The sequence below is a fragment of the Enterobacter cloacae complex sp. 2024EL-00214 genome, assembly GCF_043945575.1.
GTDB classification, from domain to species: domain Bacteria; phylum Pseudomonadota; class Gammaproteobacteria; order Enterobacterales; family Enterobacteriaceae; genus Enterobacter; species Enterobacter cloacae_P.
In genome coordinates this window covers 41,341-64,116 of the sequence record NZ_JBIMRC010000002.1, presented here as the reverse complement: position 1 = coordinate 64,116, position 22,776 = coordinate 41,341, and the positions used below count along the sequence as shown (strand labels likewise).

The 22,776-nt window shown below is 55.8% G+C and carries 22 protein-coding genes and 1 riboswitch; of the genes, 12 read left to right on the top strand and 10 right to left on the bottom strand.

Annotated elements, in window-relative coordinates; translation table 11 throughout:
• Positions 1-10 precede the first annotated feature (10 nt).
• Genes ACHHZ6_RS02665 through ACHHZ6_RS02655 form a run of 3 tightly spaced genes read left to right on the top strand, consistent with a single transcriptional unit; the run spans position 11 to position 2,832 of the window.
• Positions 11-1,168, top strand: coding sequence for an ABC transporter permease (locus tag ACHHZ6_RS02665; protein ID WP_395121693.1), 1,158 nt, complete (start codon positions 11-13; stop codon positions 1,166-1,168).
• Entirely contained in the window at positions 1,161-2,111 is a 951-nt protein-coding gene (locus tag ACHHZ6_RS02660; RefSeq protein WP_182918673.1) for an ABC transporter ATP-binding protein, read from the top strand. The genes ACHHZ6_RS02665 and ACHHZ6_RS02660 overlap by 8 nt, the downstream gene beginning before the upstream one ends.
• Positions 2,095-2,832 carry an ABC transporter permease gene (locus ACHHZ6_RS02655; protein WP_395121692.1) on the top strand — a complete coding sequence of 246 codons (738 nt, stop codon included), beginning with the start codon at positions 2,095-2,097 and terminating at the stop codon, positions 2,830-2,832. The genes ACHHZ6_RS02660 and ACHHZ6_RS02655 overlap by 17 nt, the downstream gene beginning before the upstream one ends.
• Here ACHHZ6_RS02655 and ACHHZ6_RS02650 read toward each other — a convergent pair.
• Positions 2,807-2,920 carry a protein YohO gene (locus ACHHZ6_RS02650; protein ID WP_182274544.1) on the bottom strand — a complete coding sequence of 38 codons (114 nt, stop codon included), beginning with the start codon at positions 2,918-2,920 and terminating at the stop codon, positions 2,807-2,809. The two genes, ACHHZ6_RS02655 and ACHHZ6_RS02650, sit on opposite strands and share 26 nt — an antisense overlap.
• Positions 2,921-2,989: 69 nt before the next feature.
• A complete protein-coding gene (gene mlrA, locus ACHHZ6_RS02645; protein ID WP_395121818.1) occupies positions 2,990-3,730 on the bottom strand; it encodes an HTH-type transcriptional regulator MlrA in 741 nt (246 codons plus the stop codon).
• Positions 3,731-3,948: 218 nt separating this feature from the next.
• On the opposite strand from mlrA, the gene ACHHZ6_RS02640 reads away from it, so the two are divergent.
• Genes ACHHZ6_RS02640 through ACHHZ6_RS02630 form a run of 3 tightly spaced genes read left to right on the top strand, consistent with a single transcriptional unit; the run spans position 3,949 to position 6,865 of the window.
• Positions 3,949-5,634 (top strand): sensor histidine kinase, encoded by a 1,686-nt coding sequence (locus ACHHZ6_RS02640; RefSeq protein ID WP_182272033.1) that lies wholly within the window; start codon positions 3,949-3,951, stop codon positions 5,632-5,634.
• Positions 5,628-6,347 (top strand): two-component system response regulator BtsR, encoded by a 720-nt coding sequence (gene btsR / locus ACHHZ6_RS02635; RefSeq protein ID WP_182272032.1) that lies wholly within the window; start codon positions 5,628-5,630, stop codon positions 6,345-6,347. The genes ACHHZ6_RS02640 and btsR overlap by 7 nt, the downstream gene beginning before the upstream one ends.
• A gap of 47 nt (positions 6,348-6,394) precedes the next feature.
• Positions 6,395-6,865, top strand: coding sequence for a DUF1456 family protein (locus ACHHZ6_RS02630; protein ID WP_182272031.1), 471 nt, complete (start codon positions 6,395-6,397; stop codon positions 6,863-6,865).
• A 749-nt stretch (positions 6,866-7,614) separates the two neighbouring features.
• Here the strand turns inward: ACHHZ6_RS02630 and metG are convergent.
• A complete protein-coding gene (gene metG / locus ACHHZ6_RS02625) occupies positions 7,615-9,648 on the bottom strand; it encodes a methionine--tRNA ligase (RefSeq protein ID WP_395121691.1) in 2,034 nt (677 codons plus the stop codon).
• A gap of 165 nt (positions 9,649-9,813) precedes the next feature.
• Between metG and apbC the strand changes: the two genes are divergently transcribed.
• Positions 9,814-10,923 (top strand): iron-sulfur cluster carrier protein ApbC, encoded by a 1,110-nt coding sequence (apbC, locus tag ACHHZ6_RS02620; protein ID WP_182272029.1) that lies wholly within the window; start codon positions 9,814-9,816, stop codon positions 10,921-10,923.
• A gap of 46 nt (positions 10,924-10,969) precedes the next feature.
• On the opposite strand, the gene ACHHZ6_RS02615 is transcribed toward apbC, so the two are convergent.
• Positions 10,970-11,425 carry a GNAT family N-acetyltransferase gene (locus ACHHZ6_RS02615; protein WP_230857809.1) on the bottom strand — a complete coding sequence of 152 codons (456 nt, stop codon included), beginning with the start codon at positions 11,423-11,425 and terminating at the stop codon, positions 10,970-10,972.
• Positions 11,400-11,714 carry an RcnB family protein gene (locus ACHHZ6_RS02610; RefSeq protein WP_182918669.1) on the bottom strand — a complete coding sequence of 105 codons (315 nt, stop codon included), beginning with the start codon at positions 11,712-11,714 and terminating at the stop codon, positions 11,400-11,402. Before ACHHZ6_RS02610 ends, ACHHZ6_RS02615 begins: the two co-directional genes overlap by 26 nt.
• A 256-nt stretch (positions 11,715-11,970) precedes the next feature.
• Here ACHHZ6_RS02610 and ACHHZ6_RS02605 point away from each other — a divergent pair, with 256 nt between their 5' ends.
• The gene (locus tag ACHHZ6_RS02605) at positions 11,971-12,486 is read left to right on the top strand and encodes a protein disulfide oxidoreductase (RefSeq protein WP_395121690.1); all 516 of its coding nucleotides are present in this window, start codon (positions 11,971-11,973) and stop codon (positions 12,484-12,486) included.
• A gap of 33 nt (positions 12,487-12,519) precedes the next feature.
• On the opposite strand, the gene ACHHZ6_RS02600 is transcribed toward ACHHZ6_RS02605, so the two are convergent.
• Entirely contained in the window at positions 12,520-13,986 is a 1,467-nt protein-coding gene (locus ACHHZ6_RS02600; RefSeq protein ID WP_182272025.1) for an aspartate aminotransferase family protein, read from the bottom strand.
• 18 nt (positions 13,987-14,004) lie between these two features.
• Entirely contained in the window at positions 14,005-15,381 is a 1,377-nt protein-coding gene (locus ACHHZ6_RS02595) for a diaminobutyrate--2-oxoglutarate transaminase (RefSeq protein WP_182272024.1), read from the bottom strand.
• Between the two features lie 411 nt (positions 15,382-15,792).
• A riboswitch (TPP riboswitch) is annotated at positions 15,793-15,889 on the top strand.
• A gap of 35 nt (positions 15,890-15,924) precedes the next feature.
• On the opposite strand from ACHHZ6_RS02595, the gene thiM reads away from it, so the two are divergent.
• Genes thiM through ACHHZ6_RS02580 form a run of 3 tightly spaced genes read left to right on the top strand, consistent with a single transcriptional unit; the run spans position 15,925 to position 18,281 of the window.
• Positions 15,925-16,695: a hydroxyethylthiazole kinase gene (thiM, locus tag ACHHZ6_RS02590; protein WP_182272014.1), complete on the top strand. Its 771-nt coding sequence runs from the start codon at positions 15,925-15,927 to the stop codon at positions 16,693-16,695.
• Positions 16,692-17,492 (top strand): bifunctional hydroxymethylpyrimidine kinase/phosphomethylpyrimidine kinase, encoded by an 801-nt coding sequence (gene thiD, locus ACHHZ6_RS02585; protein WP_182272013.1) that lies wholly within the window; start codon positions 16,692-16,694, stop codon positions 17,490-17,492. The genes thiM and thiD overlap by 4 nt, the downstream gene beginning before the upstream one ends.
• A gap of 42 nt (positions 17,493-17,534) precedes the next feature.
• Positions 17,535-18,281 carry a GntR family transcriptional regulator gene (locus ACHHZ6_RS02580; protein WP_182272012.1) on the top strand — a complete coding sequence of 249 codons (747 nt, stop codon included), beginning with the start codon at positions 17,535-17,537 and terminating at the stop codon, positions 18,279-18,281.
• On the opposite strand, the gene ACHHZ6_RS02575 is transcribed toward ACHHZ6_RS02580, so the two are convergent.
• From ACHHZ6_RS02575 to ACHHZ6_RS02565, 3 genes are read right to left on the bottom strand one after another with little or no spacing between them, the layout of a single operon-like run.
• Positions 18,255-19,208 carry a PfkB family carbohydrate kinase gene (locus ACHHZ6_RS02575; RefSeq protein WP_395121689.1) on the bottom strand — a complete coding sequence of 318 codons (954 nt, stop codon included), beginning with the start codon at positions 19,206-19,208 and terminating at the stop codon, positions 18,255-18,257. The two genes, ACHHZ6_RS02580 and ACHHZ6_RS02575, sit on opposite strands and share 27 nt — an antisense overlap.
• Positions 19,205-20,209, bottom strand: a complete 1,005-nt coding sequence (locus ACHHZ6_RS02570) for an ADP-ribosylglycohydrolase family protein (protein WP_395121688.1) — start codon at positions 20,207-20,209, stop codon at positions 19,205-19,207. The genes ACHHZ6_RS02575 and ACHHZ6_RS02570 overlap by 4 nt, the downstream gene beginning before the upstream one ends.
• The gene (locus ACHHZ6_RS02565; RefSeq protein ID WP_395121687.1) at positions 20,206-21,483 is read right to left on the bottom strand and encodes a nucleoside permease; all 1,278 of its coding nucleotides are present in this window, start codon (positions 21,481-21,483) and stop codon (positions 20,206-20,208) included. Before ACHHZ6_RS02565 ends, ACHHZ6_RS02570 begins: the two co-directional genes overlap by 4 nt.
• A gap of 232 nt (positions 21,484-21,715) precedes the next feature.
• Between ACHHZ6_RS02565 and fbaB the strand changes: the two genes are divergently transcribed.
• Entirely contained in the window at positions 21,716-22,768 is a 1,053-nt protein-coding gene (gene fbaB / locus ACHHZ6_RS02560; protein WP_182272008.1) for a class I fructose-bisphosphate aldolase, read from the top strand.
• The last annotated feature ends 8 nt before the right edge of the window (positions 22,769-22,776 follow it).

Here is a 22,776-nt window from a genome sequence, read left to right as displayed (position 1 = left end):
GGACAGGGCTGTGCCAATAAAATGTCATAACCGCGTACTGCTGCTGTTGGCCTGCGTGGCCATCGCAGCGGTTGCGTTACCGTTTGTGAATGTTGCACCTAACCGCCTGGTGTCGGGGGAAGGGCGTACGCTCTGGCAGGTCTGGCCGTTTACACCGCTGCTGATGGTAGCGGCGCTGGGTGCGGTTGTCGCGCTATCGCTCTGGCAGGGACGCACCGCGCAGTGGCTGACGCTATTCCTCTGTGAAGGGTTCTTTATTGTACTGTTCTGGTGTGCAGGGCTTGCGGCAACACACATGGCCTCGGCGGAAAGTCCACTGGCGCGCACGTCTGTCGGCAGTGGCCTGTGGCTGTGGCTGGCACTGTGCCTGTTGGCCTGTAGCGATGCCATTCGCCGTCTGATACCGACGTCTGCCTGGCGCTGGGTACTCAATGCGCAAATCTGGTGTATTCCGCTATTGCTGCTGTTCAGCGGCGAACTGAATAACCTCTCGCTGTTAAAAGAATACGCCAACCGTCAGGAGGTGTTTGATGATGCGCTGGCGCAACATCTGACCATCCTCTTCGGCACACTCTTTCCGGCGTTACTGCTGGGAGTACCGCTGGGCATGTGGTGCTATCGCCACCCTTCACGGCAGGGTGTGGTGTTTACCGTGCTCAATGTGATCCAGACCATACCCTCCGTTGCGTTGTTTGGCCTGCTGATTGCACCGCTGGCGGGCCTGGTGAAGTCGTTTCCCGTCCTGGGAGCGATGGGGATAGCCGGAACCGGGTTAACACCGGCCCTGATCGCACTGGTGCTGTATGCGCTGTTACCGCTGGTACGCGGCGTCGTGGCGGGTTTAAACCAGGTCGCGCCGGACGTGCTGGAAAGCGCCCATGCAATGGGGATGAGCGTGCGGCAGTGTTTCTGGCAGATACAGCTGCCACTGGCGTTACCTCTGCTGCTGCGCAGCCTGCGGGTGGTGGCCGTGCAAACCGTTGGCATGGCGGTGATCGCTGCGCTAATCGGCGCGGGTGGTTTTGGTGCGCTGGTGTTTCAGGGATTGTTGAGCAGCGCGCTGGATCTGGTGTTATTAGGCGTGGTTCCCACGATTGCGCTGGCGGTCGTCGTCGACGCGCTGTTTGCCTTATGGCTTGCGTTGCTCAGGGGGAGAGACAATGATTGAATTTCACGATGTCAGTAAAAGCTTCGCGGGGCGTCCGGCGGTGAGCCACCTGAATTTGCATTTCGAGGAGGGCGCTTTTTCCGTGCTGATTGGTACCTCGGGGTCGGGAAAATCAACCACCCTGAAGATGATCAACCGGCTGGTGGAACACGACAGCGGCCTGATTCGCTTCGCCGGGGAAGAGATCCGCAGCCTGCCGGTGCTGGAGCTGCGGCGTCGCATGGGATATGCCATTCAGTCCATCGGCCTGTTTCCTCACTGGACGGTGGCGCAGAACATCGCCACCGTCCTGCAGCTGGAAAAGCGGTCACGTGAAACCATTGCTGACAGGGTTGATGAGCTGATGGCGTTGCTCGGGTTAGAGCCTCTGCTGCGTGACCGCTATCCGCACCAGCTTTCCGGTGGACAACAGCAGCGGGTTGGGGTGGCGCGTGCGCTGGCCGCTAACCCGCAGGTGTTGTTGATGGATGAACCGTTTGGCGCGCTGGATCCGGTCACGCGCGGAGCGCTTCAGGCGGAAATGACCCGCATTCACCGTATTCTGGGGCGCACAATAATCCTGGTGACTCACGATATTGATGAGGCGCTGCGGCTGGCTGACCATCTGGTGTTGATGGATCATGGCGAGGTGGTGCAGCAGGGCACGCCGCTGGAACTGTTGACCCACCCGGCAAACGACTTTGTACGCGAATTTTTTGGCCGCAGCGAGCTGGGCGTCAGGTTGCTCTCCCTGCGAACCGTTGGTGACTATATGCGCCGACAGGAGGCTCCGGTAAGCGGTGAACCGTTACAGGAGCAGATGAACCTGCGGGATGCACTTTCCGCTTTTGTGGCGCGCCAGTGTGAGGTGCTGCCCGTTTCCGATGCCCGGGGCGCACCGTGTGGCACGCTTCATTTTCGCGATCTGTTGTCCGGGGAGGTGATGCGTGAAGGGAATGCGTGATCCGCTGTTCTGGCTGGTGGTGCTCTTTGTTGCCCTCCTTTTTTTGATGCCACACAGCGCGGCATTGTTTAGCACGCTCTTTCCCGGCCTGCCGAGGCCAGTGTATCAGCAGGAGAGTTTTGTTAATCTCGCCCTGGCGCACGCCTGGCTGGTGGCGCTCTCAAGCGTAATGGCCATTGTGCTGGGCGTTGGGGCGGGTATCGCGGTGACACGAACATCGGGCAGGGAGTTTCGCCCGCTGGTGGAGACGATTGCGGCGATCGGACAAACCTTTCCGCCGGTGGCGGTGCTGGCAATTGCGGTGCCGGTGATGGGGTTTGGTCAGCAACCTGCCATTATTGCGCTGATTTTATATGGGGTGCTGCCGATCCTGCAGGGCACGCTGGCCGGTATTGCGGCAGTGCCAGCGTCGGTGCTGAGCGTGGCTGAAGGGATGGGAATGAGCGTCTGGCAGCGGCTGATTAAGGTTGAGCTGCCGCTAGCGGCACCGGTGATCATCGCGGGTGTTCGTACGTCGGTCATTATTAACATCGGGACGGCGACCATCGCCTCAACGGTGGGAGCCAATACGCTGGGAACGCCCATTATTATCGGCTTAAGCGGTTTTAATACGGCCTACATTGTGCAGGGGGCGGTTCTGGTTGCGCTGGCGGCAATCGTGGTTGATCGCATGTTTGAGCGCCTGGCGCTCTGGCTCAGCCGACACCGCCACGAACAATAAACGAATAACCTGCCAGCATTACGCCGCCGATACCGCCCACGGCCATCAGAACAAAAAGGGTAATTACGGCCAGTTTGGTTGCCTTCATCATGTGCTCCTGTTGTTAACGGAACAATTATACGGTGAAGCGCAGCTGTTAATGAACCATTAAATGCCGTTACGGTTCATTTGGGCTTAGTGGGTAAACCGGATAACCATGCTCACGCCATTCCGTCAGCAGCTGTTGCTGCGAGGCGGACGGCACTTCTCCGCACCAGACCAGCAGGGTCTGGCCGTCAAACAACTCGGGCTTCAGCTGAGCCAGCGAGTGTGCCAGGACATCAACGCGCCAGCCCTGCTGAGTGGCGATCCAGGCTTCCAGCCACAGGCGCGTGGTATCGTGAACGTTCCAGCCGACCACCAGTGCATCTTTGCTGTTCTTGCTCCTCGCCGAGGCAAGACAAACGGAGATGTAATTGATGAGCACACCGTCGAGTATGCTGAGCAGCGCCTGCAACGTCGATTGCGGACACTGCAGGCGACGACGGAGCGGGATGAAAAGGTGGGTGATCAACGTTTGCGCAGGATAGTCGCGTCCCTGCTCTTTGATCCACGACCGCAGGCGCTGCAGGTTTCCTGCCTGCAGGAGCCGCAACAGGGTTTCCTGTTGTTCGCGCCAGATATGTTGAGTGTCAGGATCGTCATGGCTGAGCAATGACTTCACTTTCCCGACCTGTACGCCGTTATCGATCCAGCTTTTTATTTCGCGGATCCGGTCGATATCGGCATCATGAAAAAGACGATGTCCACCGTCCGTTCTCTGTGGTTTGAGTAATCCATACCGTCGTTGCCATGCTCGTAGCGTAACGGGATTGATATCACAAAGGAGTGCCACTTCACCTATCGTGTAAAGCGCCATTTTCGCCCCCTGGCTCACGCGTTCCCAGTTTAACTGTAGACCCACTTTGACGAACCAGGAAGGATTGACGATTTTTTGAACGAATAATGTGCGACTGATGCGATGCCCGATAAAAGGTGTGATGATGAACACGATTTACAGCTTTTTTGGAGTGCCTCAAAGAAAGTTTACTGCCTTCAGTGTATGTTACGCGTTTTTAGAATGTGCGGTTTGTGAGTATGTACGAGTTTAATCTGGTGCTGTTGTTGCTTCAGCAGATGTGTGTGTTTCTGGTCATTGCCTGGCTGATGAGTAAAACGCGCCTGTTCATTCCGCTGATGCAGGTCACCGTTCGTCTGCCGCACAAACTGCTCTGCTACGTCACTTTCTCTATTTTCTGCATTATGGGGACGTATTTTGGTCTCCATATCGAAGACTCAATTGCCAATACGCGCGCCATTGGTGCGGTGATGGGTGGCCTGCTCGGTGGCCCCGTCGTCGGGGGGCTGGTCGGGCTAACCGGTGGCCTGCACCGCTATTCGATGGGCGGGATGACGGCGCTCAGCTGTATGATCTCGACAATTGTCGAAGGGTTACTCGGTGGCCTGGTTCACAGTTACATGATCAAACGCGGTCGACCGGATAAAGTTTTCAGCCCGATCACCGCAGGCGCAATTACCTTTGTGGCGGAAATGGCGCAGATGGCGATCATCCTGCTGATTGCCCGACCGTTTGAAGATGCACTCCATCTGGTCAGCAGCATTGCCGCCCCGATGATGGTGACGAATACCGTGGGTGCGGCGCTGTTTATGCGTATTTTGCTCGACAAGCGCGCCATGTTCGAAAAGTACACCTCGGCGTTTTCCGCAACAGCACTGAAGGTTGCCGCCTCAACGGAGGGGATCCTGCGCCAGGGCTTTAACGAAGAAAATAGCATGAAGGTGGCGCAGGTGCTCTATCAGGAGCTGGATATTGGCGCGGTGGCGATAACCGACCGGGAGCGGTTACTGGCCTTTACCGGTACCGGCGACGACCACCATCTGCCGGGCAAACCGATCTCCTCTGCGTATACCCTGCGCGCCATTGAAACCGGTGAAGTGGTCTATGCCGACGGTAACGAAGTCCCTTACCGCTGTTCGCTGCACCCGCAGTGCAAGCTCGGCTCGACGCTGGTCATTCCACTGCGCGGCGAAAACCAGCGGGTAATGGGCACCATTAAACTCTACGAAGCGAAAAACCGCCTGTTCAGCTCCATTAACCGCACGCTGGGGGAGGGGATTGCCCAGCTGCTTTCTGCGCAGATCCTCGCCGGGCAATATGAACGCCAGAAAGCGTTGCTGACGCAGTCGGAAATTAAGCTCCTGCATGCCCAGGTGAACCCGCATTTTCTGTTTAACGCGCTCAATACGCTGAAAGCGGTGATCCGCCGCGACAGCGATCAGGCCGCGCAGCTGGTGCAATTCCTGTCGACATTTTTCCGCAAGAACCTTAAGCGGCCATCAGAAATTGTCACCCTGGCCGATGAGATTGAACACGTTAATGCCTACCTGCAAATTGAGAAAGCGCGATTCCAGTCGCGTTTACAGGTGTCGTTATCCGTTCCTGACGAGCTGGCATATCAGCATTTACCGGCGTTTACCCTGCAACCCATTGTGGAAAATGCCATCAAGCACGGCACGTCCCAACTGCTGGGAACCGGGGTGATCACCATTTCCGCCAGCCGGTTTAACCATCACCTGGTGCTGGATATTGAAGACAATGCCGGGCTTTATGTCCCTGCCGCTTCAGGCGGGTTAGGAATGAGCCTGGTGGATAAACGTCTGCGCGCCCACTTTGGTGATGACTGTGGCATCACTGTTGCCTGTGAGCCAGACCGATTTACCCGTATCACGTTACGACTGCCGCTGGAGGAAAACGCATGCTGAGAGTGCTGATTGTGGATGATGAGCCGCTGGCACGGGAAAACCTGCGCGTCCTGCTGCAGGAGCAGAGTGATATCGAGATTGTGGGGGAGTGTGCAAACGCCATTGAGGCTATTGGTGCCGTTCACAAACTGCACCCGGACGTGCTGTTCCTTGATATTCAGATGCCACGTATCAGTGGGCTGGAAATGGTCGGGATGCTCGACCCGGAACACCGTCCGTACATTGTGTTTCTGACGGCGTTTGATGAATACGCGGTAAAAGCCTTCGAGGAACACGCGTTCGATTACCTGCTGAAGCCGATTGAAGAGAAACGGCTGGAAAAAACGCTGACCCGTTTACGCCAGGAGCGCACCGTGCAGGATGTCACGCTCCTGCCGGAAAACCAGCAGCCGCTGAAATTTATTCCCTGCACCGGACACAGCCGGATTTACCTTCTGCAAATGGACGACGTGGCGTTTGTCAGCAGCCGCCTGAGCGGGGTGTTTGTCACCAGCGCTGAGGGTAACGAAGGGTTTACTGAACTGACGCTGCGCACGCTGGAGAGCCGTACGCCGCTGATCCGTTGCCACCGCCAGTACCTGGTGAACATGGCACACCTGAAAGAGATCCGTCTGGAAGATAACGGCCAGGCCGAGCTGGTGTTGCGTGCCGGACAAACGGTACCCGTCAGCCGCCGCTACCTGAAAAGTTTGAAAGAGGCGATTGGGCTGTAAAACTGGTACACTGCGCGCCATTGCAACATCGACAGTTAAAGGCACTCATGCTTAGTAATGACATTCTTCGTAGCCTGCGCTACACCCTGAAAGCGAACAATAACGATATGGTGCGCATTCTTGCGCTTTCCGATATGGAATCCACGTCTGCCGGTTTCGACACCTGGATGACGAAAGAAGATGAAGAGGGGTTTGTTCGCTGCCCGGACATCATTCTGTCTGGTTTCCTGAACGGGCTTATCTACGACAAGCGCGGTAAAGATGAATCTGCACCGGAGCTGGCGCTTGAGCGTCGGGTGAACAACAACACGGTGCTGAAAAAGCTGCGTATTGCCTTTTCGCTGAAGACTGACGATATTCTGGCGATCATGACCGGGCAAAAATTCCGTGTGTCGATTCCGGAAATTACCGCCATGATGCGCGCGCCGGATCATAAAAACTATCGCGAGTGCGGCGACCAGTTTATGCGTAATTTTTTGCGCGGGTTGACCCAGCGGGAACACGCCGCGAAGCCATAAAAAAAGCCGGAGATTATCTCCTGATATCAGTCAGTTAAGCATGGTGGGTAATTCCGTTCACCTTACTATCCGCAGAAAATAATACGCTCACAACCTGTGAACGGGACAAGGGGGCCACCGTGGCCCCCTTGTCAATCCCCGCGGCCCCGCGGAGAAATCGGTGCTTCGCACTGCGCTCACCTCCCGACCCGCTGCCTGCGGTCGGCTCGACTCAAGATTACTCGTCCCATCCCTGGGACTCGCCCCTTCGGGGCCAACGCAAGCGTTGTTCAAAATTGCTCCCGGCAATTTTGTCCTGTCTCGTTTCGCCTCTGGCCGCCATCCCTGGCGTCCAGCCCTTGTCATCCGGTCTCCGGTTCGCCGATTTCAGCGGGGACTCAACACCCGTGCCACATTCAGACAACTGAGAAGGTGGAGGGAGCGTGAGTCCGGCTGAAAATCGCCGAAGCGTTTCCTGGAGGCCGGGGCGACGCGCAGGGATGCGCGTCGAGGGCGGCTTTACAGGGAGGTTACCTCCGCCCGTCCCCGAAAAGCCGGAAGGAATAAGCTGAGGGTACCGCGCAGCGGCGATTTTCTTTGCCGGGAGACGGGATTGTTAAGGGGGCGCGATAGCCCCCTTAACACGTTCACCACAGCGGATTATGCAGGTAGCAGGAATGTCTGAGTGAACGGAACGATACCACTGAAATAACAAAGTGCCTTTGTGCCGCTTAACTAACCGGCATTAGAGATTATCTCCGGCTTTTTTGTTATTTCACCTGCTGACCTGGTTTCGCGCCTTCATCAGGGCTTAACAGGAAGATATCTTTCCCACCAGGGCCTGCAGCCATCACCATGCCTTCGGAGATACCGAAACGCATTTTGCGTGGAGCCAGGTTGGCGACCATCACCGTGTGGCGACCAATCAGCACCTGCGGATCAGGATACGCAGAGCGGATACCGGAGAAGACGTTACGTTTCTCACCACCCAGATCCAGGGTCAGACGCAGCAGTTTGTCTGAGCCATCGACGAATTCCGCGTTTTCAATCAGCGCCACGCGCAGGTCGACTTTGGCGAAATCATCAAAGGTGATGGTTTCCTGAATCGGATCGTCAGCCAGAGGGCCGGTAACCGGTGCTGCGGCAGCTTTCACTTCTTCTTTAGATGCTTCCACCAGCGCTTCCACCTGTTTCATCTCGATGCGGTTGTACAGTGCCTTGAAGGTGTTCACCTTGTGGCTGAGCAGCGGCTGCTGGATAGCATCCCAGGTCAGCTCGGTGTTCAGGAACGCTTCAGCACGTTCTGAGAGCTGCGGCAGAACCGGCTTCAGATACGTCATCAACACGCGGAACAGGTTGATGCCCATAGAGCAGATGGCCTGCAGATCGGCATCACGGCCTTCCTGTTTAGCCACAACCCACGGAGCCTGCTCATCCACATAGCGGTTAGCCAGGTCTGCCAGCGCCATGATTTCACGCACCGCTTTACCAAACTCGCGAGCTTCCCACGCTTCGCCAATGGTGACCGCCGCGTCGGTGAAGGTTTTGTACAGCGCCGGGTCAGCCAGTTCAGCCGCCATCACACCGTCAAAACGCTTAGCGATAAAGCCTGCATTACGGGAGGCCAGGTTTACCACTTTGTTGACGATGTCTGCGTTCACGCGCTGCACGAAATCTTCCAGGTTCAGGTCGATATCGTCAATGCGGGACGAGAGCTTCGCGGTGTAGTAGTAGCGCAGGCTGTCTGCGTCGAAGTGGTTCAGCCAGGTGCTGGCTTTGATGAACGTACCGCGTGATTTGGACATCTTCGCGCCGTTGACCGTGACATAACCGTGAACGAACAGGTTAGTTGGCTTACGGAAGTTGCTGCCTTCCAGCATCGCTGGCCAGAACAGGCTATGGAAGTAAACGATGTCTTTGCCGATGAAGTGATACAGCTCGGCATCAGAGTCTTTCTTCCAGTATTCGTCAAAGCTTACGGTATCGCCACGCTTGTCGCACAGGTTCTTAAAGGAGCCCATGTAACCGATTGGTGCATCCAGCCAGACGTAGAAATATTTGCCCGGGGCGTCAGGGATTTCGAAACCGAAGTACGGTGCATCGCGGGAAATATCCCACTGCTGCAGACCGGATTCGAACCACTCCTGCATTTTGTTCGCCACCTGCTCCTGCAGCGCGCCGCTACGGGTCCACGCCTGCAGCATTTCGGTAAAGGATGGCAGGTCAAAGAAGAAGTGCTCGGAATCACGCATCACCGGCGTGGCACCAGAGACCACGGATTTCGGATCGATAAGCTCCGTTGGGCTGTAGGTCGCGCCGCACACTTCGCAGTTATCGCCGTACTGATCCGGAGATTTACACTTCGGACAGGTGCCTTTGACGAAACGGTCCGGCAGGAACATGCCTTTTTCCGGATCGTACAGCTGAGAGATGGTGCGGTTTTTAATAAAACCGTTCTCTTTCAGACGGGTGTAGATAAGCTCCGACAGCTCACGGTTCTCGTCGCTGTGCGTGGAGTGATAGTTGTCATAGCTGATGTCAAAGCCAGCAAAATCGGTCTGATGCTCCTGACTCATTTCGGCAATCATCTGTTCAGGGGAAACACCCAGTTGCTGGGCTTTCAGCATGATCGGTGTGCCGTGGGCATCGTCCGCGCAGATGAAGTTGACCTGGTGGCCGCGCATTCGCTGGTAACGGACCCAGACATCAGCCTGGATATGCTCCAGCATGTGGCCGAGGTGGATTGAGCCGTTAGCGTACGGCAGTGCGCACGTTACCAGAATTTTCTTCGCGACTTGAGTCATAGTAGGCATTACTTCTTTTAACTGTGAAAAGGGTTTTTGATGTTACCCGAAAGGGAATAACTACGCCAAGTGATAAGGGCATTAATCCATAAATGAATAATTGTTACCTCTGGGGTAAACTTGGTAGTTACACGTCTTTTTCAGAACAACTACAAAGGAGTCGGGATGAGTTCTCAATCCCAGGCCAAATCACCGGAAGCCTTACGAGCAATGGTTGCCGGGACGCTGGCTAATTTTCAGCATCCAACCCTGAAGCACAATCTCACGACGCTGAAAGCGTTGCATCATGTCGCATGGCTGGACGATACGCTGCACATTGAGCTGCAGATGCCGTTCGCCTGGAGCAGCGCATTTGACGTGCTGAAAGAACAAACCAGCTCCGATCTGCTGCGCATTACCGGCGCGAAAGCGGTGGACTGGAAGCTGACTCACAGTATCGCCACGCTGAAACGCGTGAAAAATCAGCCTGGCGTAAACGGCGTGAAAAACATTATCGCCGTCAGCTCCGGTAAGGGTGGGGTGGGCAAATCCTCCACGGCAGTCAACCTGGCGCTGGCGCTGGCAGCGGAAGGCGCGAAAGTCGGCATTCTGGATGCGGATATTTACGGCCCATCCATTCCGAATATGTTGGGCGCAGAAAACCAGCGTCCGACCTCGCCGGATGGCACCCACATGGCACCGATTATGGCGTATGGCCTGGCAACTAACTCAATCGGGTATCTGGTTACCGACGATAACGCAATGGTCTGGCGTGGCCCGATGGCCAGTAAAGCGCTGATGCAGATGCTGCAGGAAACGATGTGGCCGGATCTGGATTACCTGGTACTGGATATGCCGCCGGGTACCGGTGACATTCAGCTGACGCTGGCGCAGAACATTCCGGTCACGGGCGCGGTGGTGGTGACCACGCCGCAGGATATCGCGCTGATCGACGCTAAAAAAGGCATCGTGATGTTCGAAAAAGTGGAAGTACCGGTGCTCGGTATCGTTGAGAATATGAGCATGCACATCTGCAGCAATTGCGGACATCAGGAGCCTATCTTCGGTACCGGTGGTGCGGAAAAACTGGCTGCGCAGTATCACACTCAACTGCTGGGTCAGATGCCGCTGCACATCACGCTGCGTGAAGATCTGGACAGCGGGAAGCCGACGGTGGTGAGCCGTCCGGAAAGTGAGTTTGCTGAGATGTATCGTCAGCTGGCAGGTCGCGTCGCGGCGCAGCTTTACTGGCAGGGTGAAGTCATTCCCGGCGACATCGCGTTCCGCGCGGTATAAGTTTTCTGCTCTGAATGGCCGGGTAAGGCGTTGCCGCCACCCGGCTTTAACGCAGCCGATAGTGCATCAAATAATACTCTCCGTCCGGAGAATCTCCCGTCTCCTCAACGTGCCAGCCGTGCCGCTGGTAAAACGCGATCGCCCGTTCATTGCGGATGAGGCACTTTAACGCGCCGGTACGGGTGAATGTCTTCTGCGCCTGCTCCAGCAACAAACGACCCACACCCAGGTTTTGGTAGCGTGGATCAACAAACAAATTATGCAGAAAATTATCGTGCGTCCAGACCGAGGCGAAACCCAGGCAGCGGCCATTCTGAACGGCCACCCAAATCTCTTCGTCACGGGTGGCTGCGTCAAAATCCTCAGGTTGCCATTCCGCGCTGTTTAACCAGGGCCAGGCATCACGCCGGGCATGCAGGTAAAGCGTACGCAGGAAAGGTCGGTCGCTCTCCTGCCACGGACGGACAGTAATGGGATCAGCGATGATAGAAGATATCTCCATTGTAGGCTTTGTGGATTTTGCCGTCGGCATCACCAATCAGGACATAGTTTTCGCCCATATATGTCCAGTGAGTACCCGCATCTGGCGCTGGCAGGTTGCGCAGTTGATACTGTTTGATGGTGTACTCGGGGGTTTGATACTGCGCAGGTGCAGTGTCGCCAATCCTGAATTTTGTGAAATCGGCAATGAACTCTTGTTCGGCATAGGCCTGAATTCCGGCAGGCGCTGACCAGGCGGCACCCGCCAGAGACATTAACGCGCCCATAAGCAGCCATTTACACTTAGCCATTTTTTCTCCACTTATACTGTTACTTTTTGCCTTGGTTAACCCACAATACGGCACCTTGCCCATTTTATGTATCAGACTATGGCCTGTTTGAAGAAAAATGTAACAAAACTGAACACGACAAGATTATTTTCCCCGGCGTAGTGCTTCTACCGCTTACTGTCCCCTGCTTTAGGCGGTGCTGGCTGATGCGACACTTCTTTACAGTGTAACGGTGTGTTGCTGGCTAAGATAACCGCTGTTGAATCACGAGGTCATAATGGATAACCGCATATTTAGTCAACTGCGACGCTGGGTATGGGAAGGGGTCGTTTTTATTTTGCTGGCGCTGGCCGTAATGTGGGGTGTGGATCAATACCGTAAACCCGCGATACCTGCCAGTTTCAGTGCAACGCCGATGCAGAGCATTGACGGCAAACTGTACGATTTCACGGCGCTCAGCCAGGAACGGCCTTTGCTGATTTATGTCTGGGCGACCTGGTGCAGTATTTGTCGTTTTACCACACCGTCGGTCGATAAGCTGGCAAACGAGGGCGGAAACGTAGTGAGTATCGCTCTGCGATCCGGTGATGATGCAAAGCTTGAACGCTGGGTGGAGAAGAAACAGCTTACAGTTCCGGTGATCAACGATGAACGCGGTGCGTTGTCGCAGCAGTGGCAGGTGAGCGTAACGCCAACGCTGGTGGTGGTGTCAAAAGGGCAGGTGGTTAGCACAACAACCGGCTGGACAAGCTACTGGGGAATGAAGATCAGAATGTGGTGGGCGGGGGTGTAAATAGCCCCTCTCTGTTAAGAGAGGGGACACAGATTACTTCGCCATAACTTCCTGTGCGGTACGCTCAACCAGAGACAGCAGGACTTTAACATCCTCCAGCGTCACGGTTGGGTTCAGCAGAGTCAGCTTCAGGCAGGTGATGCCGTTGTGCTCGGTCACGCCGACGTTGGCACGGCCAGATTCCAGCAACGCATCGCCAATTTTCTGGTTCAGCAGGGCAATACCCGCATCATCCATCTGTGCTTCAGGGCGGAAGCGGAACAGTACGCTTGCCAGCTGTGGCTGCATGACCAGTTCCAGAGCAGACTGCTCTTTCACATAAGCCGCAACCTGCTGCGCCAGCGTCACACCGTGGTCGATGATCGCCGCATATTGTTCCTGACCCAGCGCTTCCAGGCTCATCCACAGCTTCAGCGCGTCGAAACGGCGGGTCGTCTGCAGAGATTTGGACACCAGGTTAGGTACGCCCGCTTCTTCATCGAACTCAGAGTTCAGGTAGGCCGCCTGATAGCGCATCAGCTCATAGTGACGCGCTTCTTTCAGCAGGAACGCGCCGCAGCTGATGGTCTGGAAGAACTGCTTGTGGAAGTCCAGGGTAATGGAATCCACCAGCTCGATACCGTCCAGGTAGTGACGATACTGCTCAGACATCAGCAGCGCGCCGCCCCAGGCCGCATCAACGTGTACCCAGATGTTCTGCTTCGCCGCCAGCTCAGCAATCGCACGCAGCGGATCGATAGCACCTGCGTCGGTAGTACCGGCAGTCGCCACAATCGCCAGGATCTGTTCGCCGTTGGCATTGCACTGCTCAATTTTCGCCGCCAGATCGGTCAGATCCATACGGGAGAATTCGTCAGTTTTCACCTGCACCACGGACTGGTAACCCAGACCCATCAGCGCCATGTTTTTCTGCACGGAGAAGTGCGCGTTTTCGGAGCACAGCACGCGAATTTTACGCAGATCGCCTACCAGACCGTCCTGCTGAACGGAGTGGCCCTGACGCGCGAAGAAGGCGTCACGTGCCAGCATCAGGCCCATCAGGTTGCTCTGGGTGCCGCCGCTGGTGAAGACACCTGCGTCGCCAGCCTGATAACCCACGCGGGTACGCAGCCACTCGATCAGTTTGATTTCGATAATGGTTGCGGACGGGCTTTGATCCCAGGAGTCCATACTCTGGTTAGTGGCGTTGATCAGCACTTCTGCCGCCTGGCTGACAACCAGGCTTGGACAGTGCAGGTGCGCCACACACTGCGGGTGATGAACGGACAAACTGTCTTTCAGGAAGAACTCCACAGCGCGTTCAATCGCTGCGTCGTTGCCCAGCCCTTTCGGGTTGAAATCCAGCTTAATACGGTCGCGCAGTTCCGCGACCGTTTTGCCCTGGTACATCTCAGGCTGTTTCAGCCACTGCATCACAGCCTGAGAGCTTTGTTCAATCGCCTGCTGGTAAGCTTCAATGCTCTGCGCAGAGGAGAACAAAATTGGGTTTGAATCAGACATCGTAATCAACAACTCCGGTTACGCCGGGCGAACGCCCGCAGCAAGCAGTGCCTGCTCAAATTTATCCAGGAAGATTTTCAGCTGATCATCGCTGATCAACAGAGAAGGCAGCAGACGCAGCACAATGCCGTTACGACCACCACGCTCCAGAATCAGACCGGATTCGAAGCACTTCTTCTGAATCAGGGCAGACAGCTCGCCGTCGCCAGGGAAGCAGCCCATATGATCTGCCGCTTCGTGTGGCTTAACGATCTCAATACCGATCATCATGCCCAGACCACGAATGTGACCAATTACCGGGTAGCGTTTCTGCAGTTCAGCCAGCTGCGCTTTCAGCCATTCGCCCTGTGCAGCCACTTTGCCCGCGATGTTCTGGTCTTTCAGGATTTTCAGCGTCGTCAGACCGGTTGCCATCGCCAGCTGGTTGCCGCGGAAGGTGCCGGTGTGGTGACCTGGAGCCCATGCATCGAACTGCTTTTTGATACCGAGTACAGCCAGTGGCAGACCGCCACCTACAGCTTTAGACATCACGATGATGTCTGGCTCGATGCCAGCGTGTTCGAAAGCGAAGAATTTACCGGTACGGGCAAAGCCAGCCTGAACTTCGTCGAGGATCAGCAGAATGCCGTGTTCCTGAGTCACTTTACGGATGCGCTGCAACCACTCAACCGGAGCCGGGTTAACGCCGCCTTCACCCTGAACGGCTTCCAGAATCACCGCTGCAGGTTTACGCACGCCGCTTTCAACGTCGTTGATCAGGTTTTCGAAGTAGTAGGTCAGTGCTTTTACGCCAGCCTCACCGCCGATACCCAGCGGGCAACGGTACTGGTGTGGGTAAGGCATGAACTGCACTTCTGGCATCATACCGTCAACCGCTTCTTTCGGAGACAGGTTACCGGTGACGGACAGTGCGCCGTGGGTCATACCGTGGTAACCACCAGAGAAACTGATGATACCGCTACGACCAGTCACTTTTTTCGCCAGCTTCAGCGCGGCTTCAACGGCGTCAGCGCCGGATGGACCGGTGAACTGCAGGCAATACTCTTTACCCTGGCCAGGCAGCAGAGAGAGCAGGTATTCGGAAAACGCGTCTTTCAACGGCGTAGTCAGATCCAGGGTATGTAACGGCAAGCCGCTGGTAATGACATTTTGGATGCTTTTCAGCACATCAGGATGGTTATGGCCAAGCGCAAGGGTGCCCGCGCCAGCTAAACAGTCAAGGTATTCTTTATTATCTGCATCGGTGATCCACACGCCTTCTGCTTTAGTGATGGCTAAAGGCAGTTTGCGCGGATAACTCCTGACGTTAGATTCAAACTCGGCCTGACGGGCCAGATAGGTTTCGTTGCTTTTGTGGGCATCTACGGTGTCAATACGGACTTTATCCGTCATCATATCACTCCTACAACCGCCGCTTCGTTATGAGCCACGATTGAATAAAAAGTTAAAAAACAGATGGGGGTCTGAAAAAAACGCCGCCAATATAGAGCCTTTTGTCACGGGGCTCAATGGTTAATTTGTTTACTGTTTTGTTACGGGGTGCATAAGGGGGTAAATATCCCGTCTTTGGCAGGGGAGAATGCGTTTCCCATCAAGTGAAAACAATGCGTTACATTGCATGCTGTGTGAGCGAAAAAGGGTGCCAAAGAGTGTTGCAAAATGTGCTTTTTTTGGTGTTAAAACGTAAATCTGGTGCATCCTGCCAAAAACCTGTTTTTGCACTCACTACCGGATGTTGTGAGGGGCAATGGTTTCTTGCATCAGCCTGTCACATCCCCTAATCTGCAAGCGGTTAAGCATTTGCTTACCCTTGACTCGGGGTGCCCTTCCTTGTGAAGGCTGAGAAATACCCGTATTACCTGATCTGGATAATGCCAGCGTAGGGAAGTCAGATGCCTTCCCGGTCATCGCTTCTTCACGCAAGGCAGGAGCGAACCCATGCAGCCTGACCTGCTCGATTTACACATTTTACATCAGTTCCGAACCCGTTCCCCGCTCACACATTGCATGACCAACGACGTCGTGCAGACGTTTACGGCTAACGTTTTGCTGGCGCTTGGCGCATCCCCGGCGATGGTGATTGAAGCCGAAGAGGCTGAACAGTTTGCTGCTCTTGCCGATGCGCTGCTGATTAATGTCGGCACGCTGACTGCCCCGCGCGCTCAGGCGATGCGCCGGGCGATTGAGAGTGCCGTGGCAGCAGGCAAACCCTGGACGCTCGATCCGGTGGCTGTCGGGGCGTTGACGTTCCGCACCCGTTTTTGCCATCAAATCCTCTCCCTTAAACCTGCGGCCATTCGTGGTAACGCGTCGGAAATTCTTGCGCTTGCCGGGATGAGTGCGGGGGGGCGCGGCGTGGATACTACCGATACTGCATCCAGTGCATTGCCTGCGGCACAGGCGCTGGCACGCCAGACCAATGCCATTATCGTGGTCACAGGCGAGGTTGATTACATCACCGACGGGCAGCGAACCCGGACGGTGACCGGGGGCGATCCGCTGATGACTCGCGTGGTCGGTACCGGGTGCGCGCTTTCGGCGGTGGTGGCGGCCAGTTGTTCGCTGCCGGGTGACAGGCTCGATAACGTGGCCGCTGCCTGCGGATGGATGAAGCGCGCCGGAACGGCTGCCGTTGCTCAGTCTCGTGGCCCGGGCAGCTTTGCCAGTGCGTTCCTGGATGCGCTCTACACCCTGGAGGAGCAGGCATGAAACGAATTAACGCCCTTACCATTGCCGGTACTGACCCAAGCGGCGGTGCAGGTATTCAGGCCGATCTGAAAACGTTCTCCGCACTGGGTGCCTACGGCTGTTCGGTGATCACCGCGCTGGTGGCACAAAATACGCGTGGTGTGCAGTCGGTCTACCGTATCGAGCCGGATTTTGTCGCCGCACAGCTCGATTCGGTGCTCAGCGATGTGCGCATTGATACCACTAAAATCGGGATGCTGGCGGAGACAGATATTGTCGAAGCGGTGGCAGAACGTCTGAAACGCTATCAGGTGCAAAACGTGGTGCTTGATACGGTAATGCTGGCAAAAAGTGGCGACCCGCTGCTTTCTGTTTCCGCTATCGACACGCTGCGTAAAAAGCTGTTGCCGCAAGTGGCGCTGATCACGCCAAACCTGCCTGAAGCTGCCGCGTTGTTAGACGCGCCGCATGCGCAAACCGAACGCGAAATGAAAGAGCAGGGGCGGGCATTGCTGGCAATGGGCTGCGGTGCGGTGCTGGTGAAAGGTGGCCATCTGGATGACGCCGAAAGCCCGGACTGGCTCTTCACCCGTGACGGAGAACTGCGTTTTACCGCACCCCGCGTGCAGACTAAAAACACCCACGGTACAGGCTGTACGCTCTCCGCCGCGCTGGCGGCGTTGCGTCCACGCCATAACAACTGGGCTGATACGGTACAGGAAGCCAAAATCTGGCTCTCGGACGCGCTGGCAAAAGCCGATACTCTGGAAGTGGGTCACGGTATTGGGCCGGTTCATCATTTTCATGCATGGTGGTAAGCCAGTATACTGGCAGGAAACACCACGCCTGAGAAAACAGAGATGGAACAAGCGCATACCCGGTTAATTGCTCAACTGAATGAACGGATCGCCGCTCCGGACAACACACCGCTGTACCTGAAGTTTGCCGAAACGGTAAAAAACGCGGTACGTAGCGGGGTGCTTGAACACGGGAATATTCTGCCCGGCGAGCGCGATCTGAGTCAGTTAACGGGTGTGTCACGCATTACCGTGCGCAAAGCAATGCAGGCGCTGGAAGAAGAGGGCGTGGTGACGCGCTCCCGGGGTTACGGTACGCAAATTAATAACATCTTTGAATATTCGCTCAAGGAAGCACGCGGGTTTTCTCAGCAGGTGGTACTGCGCGGCAAAAAGCCCAACACGTTGTGGGTTAATAAACGGGTGGTGAAATGCCCGGAAGAGGTGGCAAACCAGCTGTCAGTGGCGGCGGAAAGCGACGTCTTTTTGCTCAAGCGCATTCGCTATGTTGATGATGATGCCGTCTCGATTGAAGAGTCCTGGGTTCCGGCCGGGCTAATTCCCGATCCGGACGCCATCGGCATCTCGCTGTACGATTACTTCCGCAGTCAGAACATCTTCCCGCAGCGTACCCGTTCACGCGTCAGTGCCCGCATGCCGGACAGCGAATTTCAGGCCCATATTAAGATGGATGAAAAGATACCGGTGCTGGTGATCAAGCAGGTTGCGCTTGACCAGCAGCACCGGCCTATTGAGTACAGCATTAGCTACTGTCGCAGCGATCTATACGTCTTTGTGTGCGAGGAGTAATTCCCCGCGCGCAGGGGCGCAATCACCGCCACGGTGGCTGACCACCCAGGCGGCAACCGCATTGCCCAGCAGCACTGCATCCGCCAGTGACCATCCTGCTGCCAGCCCGGCCAGCGTACCGCCAGCGTGGCTGTCACCCGCGCCAATGGTGTCGACCACCGAAGCAGGAAACGCCGGAACATAACCCGAATCGTCAGCGTCATACCAGGCTGCGCCGTCTTTGTCGTGACGTACAATCAGCGCAGTGCCGAAACGTTGCTGCCATGTTGCACCTAACGTATCAACCTCCACACCAAGCCGCCCGGCAGCAATTTGCGCCTCCTGGCGATTAAGCGACACAATGGGTTTACAGGCCATAATCCGCGCCATCAGCGTGTCGGGAATATCTGCGATGCGTGGGCCGAAATCGATAAACGCGGTCACCTCCTGCAACCCTTCCAGCCAGCCCGTCAGTAACTCCCCGCACGGCGATGCCAGTTGATAGCCGGACAAATAGACCAGGCTTTTTTGCGGCACGTTAAGCGCATCAAGCCAGGATTGCTGCCACTGGTTCTCCACGCCGCTAAACGACATAAACGTGCGCTCACCGTCTGGCTCCACCAGCGCCAGACACCAGCCGTTATCGCCTGTTTCGGCTTCCACGGCGCTGTGCAGATCCTGCTTCGCCATTGCGTTGCGAATAATATCTGCCCACACGCCGTGGCCGACGGGCAGCGCATTTTGCGCGGTGACGCCAAGCCGTTTTAGGGCTATGGCAATATTGAGCGCGCAGCCGCCGATATTGACGCCCTGCTGTTTTAGCTCGATATCACACCCGCGCCAGGGCAGGGCGTAAGCATCGGCGATAACGTCAATCACCGCTGCCCCCAGCACCGTCACTGGCCGCGTGGCGCGTAATGTTTCAAGGCGTTGGGCAAAAGAATTCATACGCCCTCCCTTTGCTCCCGGTAGTGCAGCAATTTTTCGCAGTAATGACCAAAGTTGAGCTGGTTAACGGCGTCGAGTTCATCCTTCAGTGCCGGATTAATCGCCTGTACGCCGTGCAGCGCGCCACAGATTGCGGTTGCCATTGCGCCGATGGTGTCCGTATCGCCGCCCAGATTGGCGCATAAAATTGCGCAGCGGTTCGGGTCAGTGCCTGCCAGTTCAACCATTGCGATCGCCGCCGGAACGGACTCAATGGTGCTGGTTCCTGCCCCCACAAGCTGATAAACCTGCTCGCTGGCGGATTCAGTACCGTTGGCTTCACGCACGGTTTTGAGTGCCAGCTCAATACGTGCCGCAAGTGATGCGCTGAAGGTGGTGGTCTTCACTTCCTGTGCATAGCGGGCAATACCGGGCAGGGCAGTAACGATGTTCTGCCAGCTTTCGCCGTCGATGGCGCGTGAAACCGCCCAGGCAATCACCACCGCACCGGCAATAGCGAGATCCGATTTATGCGTCGGGCTGGAAGCCTGCGCCACCTGCTCAACAAAGTGCTCCAGGCGAGTGGCCGGGAGCAGGCAGCCGAGCGGGGAGGCGCGCATCGCCGCCCCGTTGGTGACGCCGTTGTTCTCCAGCTCGCTGACCGGTTTGCCATCGCGAATGGCGTTGAGGGCAATTTTGGAGGTCGGACCTAACACGTTTTTGTTAAAGGCATCGAACGACTCGACCCAGCGCAAAATATGTTTGCCGATGACATCCGCGTTAATCTGCCCGTCGCATTCGATAATCGCATCCGCCAGACACAGCGCCATCGACGTATCATCGGTGAACTCCGCGCGGTTGAAATAGCAGGCCGCGTTATTCTCTGCCGGGCCGGGTAAGAAGCGGTCAATCCAGCCGAAATGCGCTTTGACGCGCTTTCTTGGCCACAGCTCCGACGGCATGCCCATTGCGTCCCCTAACGCCTGCCCGTAAAGAGCACCGAGAACACGTTCTTGTTTCATTTAACTTCCCCTTGTGTCAGCGCGGTATCGCCATCAACCACCTCAATTGCGGTGATCTCTTTATCCGATTCGCGGAAAAACAGCATAAACAGCACGGCGATCACAGCAATCATGATCCCTCCGAATGCCCACATTCCGGCCCAGTTGAAGGTCAGCCCATTCACCGGCTCTTTGTATGCGAACATTTTTTCCATCATCACGCCGCCCAGGCGGTAACCCAGCAGGCTACCAAAGCCCTGACAGCACAGCGTGATCAAGCCCTGCGCAGCGGTACGCATATGCACCGGTGCTTTTTTGTCCACGTAGATATACGCGGTGACGTAGTAGAAGTCGTAGCTCACGCCGTGCAGCAGAATGCCGAGGAACAGCAGGGCGTAAGTGAAGTATTGTTCCGCACCACCGTAAACAAAGAAACCATAGCGGATGGCGGCGGTGATAAGCCCCAGCAGTAAGACCTTCTTAATACCAAAGCGTTTGGTGAAGAACGGCAGCGCCAGCATAAAGAAGATTTCGGAGAACTGGCCGAGTGTCATCCAACCGGTTGCGTTTTTCATGCCCACTTCGGTGAGATACCCGTTGGCAAAGATGTAGTAGAAAGCCAGCGGCATGGCGAACAGGAACGAGCAGAAGAAGAACACCAGGAAGTTTTTGTCGCGCAACAGGATCAGCGCATCCAGCCCCAGCATCACTTTGAAATCGAGTCTACCGGTACTTTTCGGCGGTGTATCCGGCAGGAACAGGGCAAACACGCCGAGCAGCGCAGAGCTGGCCGCCGTCATCAGCAGTGGGATATTGGTATCCGAAATGTCGCTATAGCCCATCATCTGCGGCAGGAAACCGCACGCCAGACCGGAGGCTATCCAGCCAATCGTGCCCATCACGCGAATACGCGGGAAATCGGCCTCGACGTCATCCACGTTGGCAAAGGCAATGCTGTTAGTCAGCGCGATGGTAGGCATATAGGTCAGGGAATACAGCAGTAGCAGCGGGAAGAAGGTGCTGAACTGAGTTTGCTGTGCGGCAAAGTACATCAGAATAGCCCCGGCAAACATCAGCACTGCCAGCACTTTCTGGGCGGCGAAGAAGCGGTCTGTCAGCGAACCGACCAGGATTGGCGAGAGGATCGCTGCAATCGCGGTACAGGCGTAAGACCAGCCAATTTCCCCGGCGCTAAAACCGCTTTTGCTTAACCACAGCCACAGCGGTACAAACCATGCGCCCCAGATAAACCATTCAACAAACATCATGAATGACAGTTGGACTTTCGTTTTCATTGTTTAATCCTGCATGTCAGAGAGGGTACGCCTTTAACATACCACTCAATGATACCTTTTAAATACCTTTGTGGTGATTGTTTGATCAATGTAACAGTTTTGTTGTGCCAGAATCGAGCCAGCAGATTGTGCTGAAAAAAATGGCAGAAGGTGGAAAATCGGTTAAGTCGGTACCAGGCTTAGTCTGCCCGCGAAAATGTGGGTTTGGATAACACGCTACGGGAGCATAGCTATGACTGATATTGCACAGTTGCTTGGCAAAGATGCCGACAGCCTTTTACAGCATCGTTGTATGACCATTCCAGCCGACAAACTCTACCTGCCTGGCCACGACTACGTTGACCGTGTGATGGTGGATAACAATCGTCCGCCTGCGGTACTGCGAAATATGCAGACGCTCTACAATACCGGGCGGCTGGGAGGCACCGGGTATCTCTCTATTTTGCCGGTTGACCAGGGCGTTGAGCATTCTGCTGGCGCATCGTTTGCGGCCAACCCGCTGTATTTCGATCCGAAGAACATCGTTGAGCTGGCAATTGAAGCAGGCTGTAACTGCGTGGCGTCGACCTATGGCGTGCTGGCTTCGGTATCGCGCCGTTACGCTCACCGTATTCCGTTCCTCGTTAAGCTGAACCACAATGAAACCCTGAGCTACCCAACCGAATACGACCAGACTCTGTATGCCAGCGTAGAGCAGGCGTTCAATATGGGCGCGGTGGCCGTCGGGGCGACCATCTATTTCGGTTCTGAGCAGTCGCGCCGCCAGATTGAAGAGATCTCTGCCGCGTTTGAGCGCGCGCATGAGCTCGGGATGGTTACCGTGCTTTGGGCGTATTTGCGTAATAATGCGTTCAAAAAAGATGGCGTGGATTACCATGTATCTGCCGACCTGACCGGCCAGGCGAACCACCTGGCGGCAACCATTGGCGCAGACATTGTGAAGCAGAAAATGGCCGAGAATAACGGCGGCTATAAGGCGGTGAACTTCGGTTACACCGATGATCGTGTTTACAGCAAACTGACCACCGATAACCCCATCGATCTGGTGCGTTACCAACTGGCGAACTGCTATATGGGACGCGCGGGGCTTATTAACTCCGGCGGTGCGGCGGGGGGGGAAACCGATCTCTCAGACGCGGTGCGTACGGCGGTTATCAACAAACGCGCGGGTGGTATGGGGCTGATCCTTGGCCGTAAGGCGTTTAAAAAATCGATGGCTGACGGCGTGAAGCTGATCAATGCGGTTCAGGACGTGTATCTGGACAGCAAAGTGACGATTGCTTAAAAAACTGA

What these genes read in the sequence shown, in the direction of transcription:
- ACHHZ6_RS02650 (WP_182274544.1), bottom strand. Translation starts at nt 2,920, where the DNA reads ATGAAGGCAACCAAACTGGCCGTAATTACCCTTTTTGTTCTGATGGCC.
- ACHHZ6_RS02615 (WP_230857809.1), bottom strand. Translation starts at nt 11,425, where the DNA reads ATGGAGATATCTTCTATCATCGCTGATCCCATTACTGTCCGTCCGTGG.
- thiD (WP_182272013.1), top strand. Translation starts at nt 16,692, where the DNA reads ATGAAACGAATTAACGCCCTTACCATTGCCGGTACTGACCCAAGCGGC.
- ACHHZ6_RS02580 (WP_182272012.1), top strand. Translation starts at nt 17,535, where the DNA reads ATGGAACAAGCGCATACCCGGTTAATTGCTCAACTGAATGAACGGATC.
- ACHHZ6_RS02575 (WP_395121689.1), bottom strand. Translation starts at nt 19,208, where the DNA reads ATGAATTCTTTTGCCCAACGCCTTGAAACATTACGCGCCACGCGGCCA.
- btsR (WP_182272032.1), top strand. Translation starts at nt 5,628, where the DNA reads ATGCTGAGAGTGCTGATTGTGGATGATGAGCCGCTGGCACGGGAAAAC.
- ACHHZ6_RS02640 (WP_182272033.1), top strand. Translation starts at nt 3,949, where the DNA reads ATGTACGAGTTTAATCTGGTGCTGTTGTTGCTTCAGCAGATGTGTGTG.
- ACHHZ6_RS02630 (WP_182272031.1), top strand. Translation starts at nt 6,395, where the DNA reads ATGCTTAGTAATGACATTCTTCGTAGCCTGCGCTACACCCTGAAAGCG.
- ACHHZ6_RS02610 (WP_182918669.1), bottom strand. Translation starts at nt 11,714, where the DNA reads ATGGCTAAGTGTAAATGGCTGCTTATGGGCGCGTTAATGTCTCTGGCG.
- thiM (WP_182272014.1), top strand. Translation starts at nt 15,925, where the DNA reads ATGCAGCCTGACCTGCTCGATTTACACATTTTACATCAGTTCCGAACC.
- fbaB (WP_182272008.1), top strand. Translation starts at nt 21,716, where the DNA reads ATGACTGATATTGCACAGTTGCTTGGCAAAGATGCCGACAGCCTTTTA.
- ACHHZ6_RS02600 (WP_182272025.1), bottom strand. Translation starts at nt 13,986, where the DNA reads ATGTCTGATTCAAACCCAATTTTGTTCTCCTCTGCGCAGAGCATTGAA.
- apbC (WP_182272029.1), top strand. Translation starts at nt 9,814, where the DNA reads ATGAGTTCTCAATCCCAGGCCAAATCACCGGAAGCCTTACGAGCAATG.
- ACHHZ6_RS02660 (WP_182918673.1), top strand. Translation starts at nt 1,161, where the DNA reads ATGATTGAATTTCACGATGTCAGTAAAAGCTTCGCGGGGCGTCCGGCG.
- ACHHZ6_RS02595 (WP_182272024.1), bottom strand. Translation starts at nt 15,381, where the DNA reads ATGATGACGGATAAAGTCCGTATTGACACCGTAGATGCCCACAAAAGC.
- ACHHZ6_RS02565 (WP_395121687.1), bottom strand. Translation starts at nt 21,483, where the DNA reads ATGAAAACGAAAGTCCAACTGTCATTCATGATGTTTGTTGAATGGTTT.
- mlrA (WP_395121818.1), bottom strand. Translation starts at nt 3,730, where the DNA reads ATGGCGCTTTACACGATAGGTGAAGTGGCACTCCTTTGTGATATCAAT.
- metG (WP_395121691.1), bottom strand. Translation starts at nt 9,648, where the DNA reads ATGACTCAAGTCGCGAAGAAAATTCTGGTAACGTGCGCACTGCCGTAC.
- ACHHZ6_RS02605 (WP_395121690.1), top strand. Translation starts at nt 11,971, where the DNA reads ATGGATAACCGCATATTTAGTCAACTGCGACGCTGGGTATGGGAAGGG.
- ACHHZ6_RS02570 (WP_395121688.1), bottom strand. Translation starts at nt 20,209, where the DNA reads ATGAAACAAGAACGTGTTCTCGGTGCTCTTTACGGGCAGGCGTTAGGG.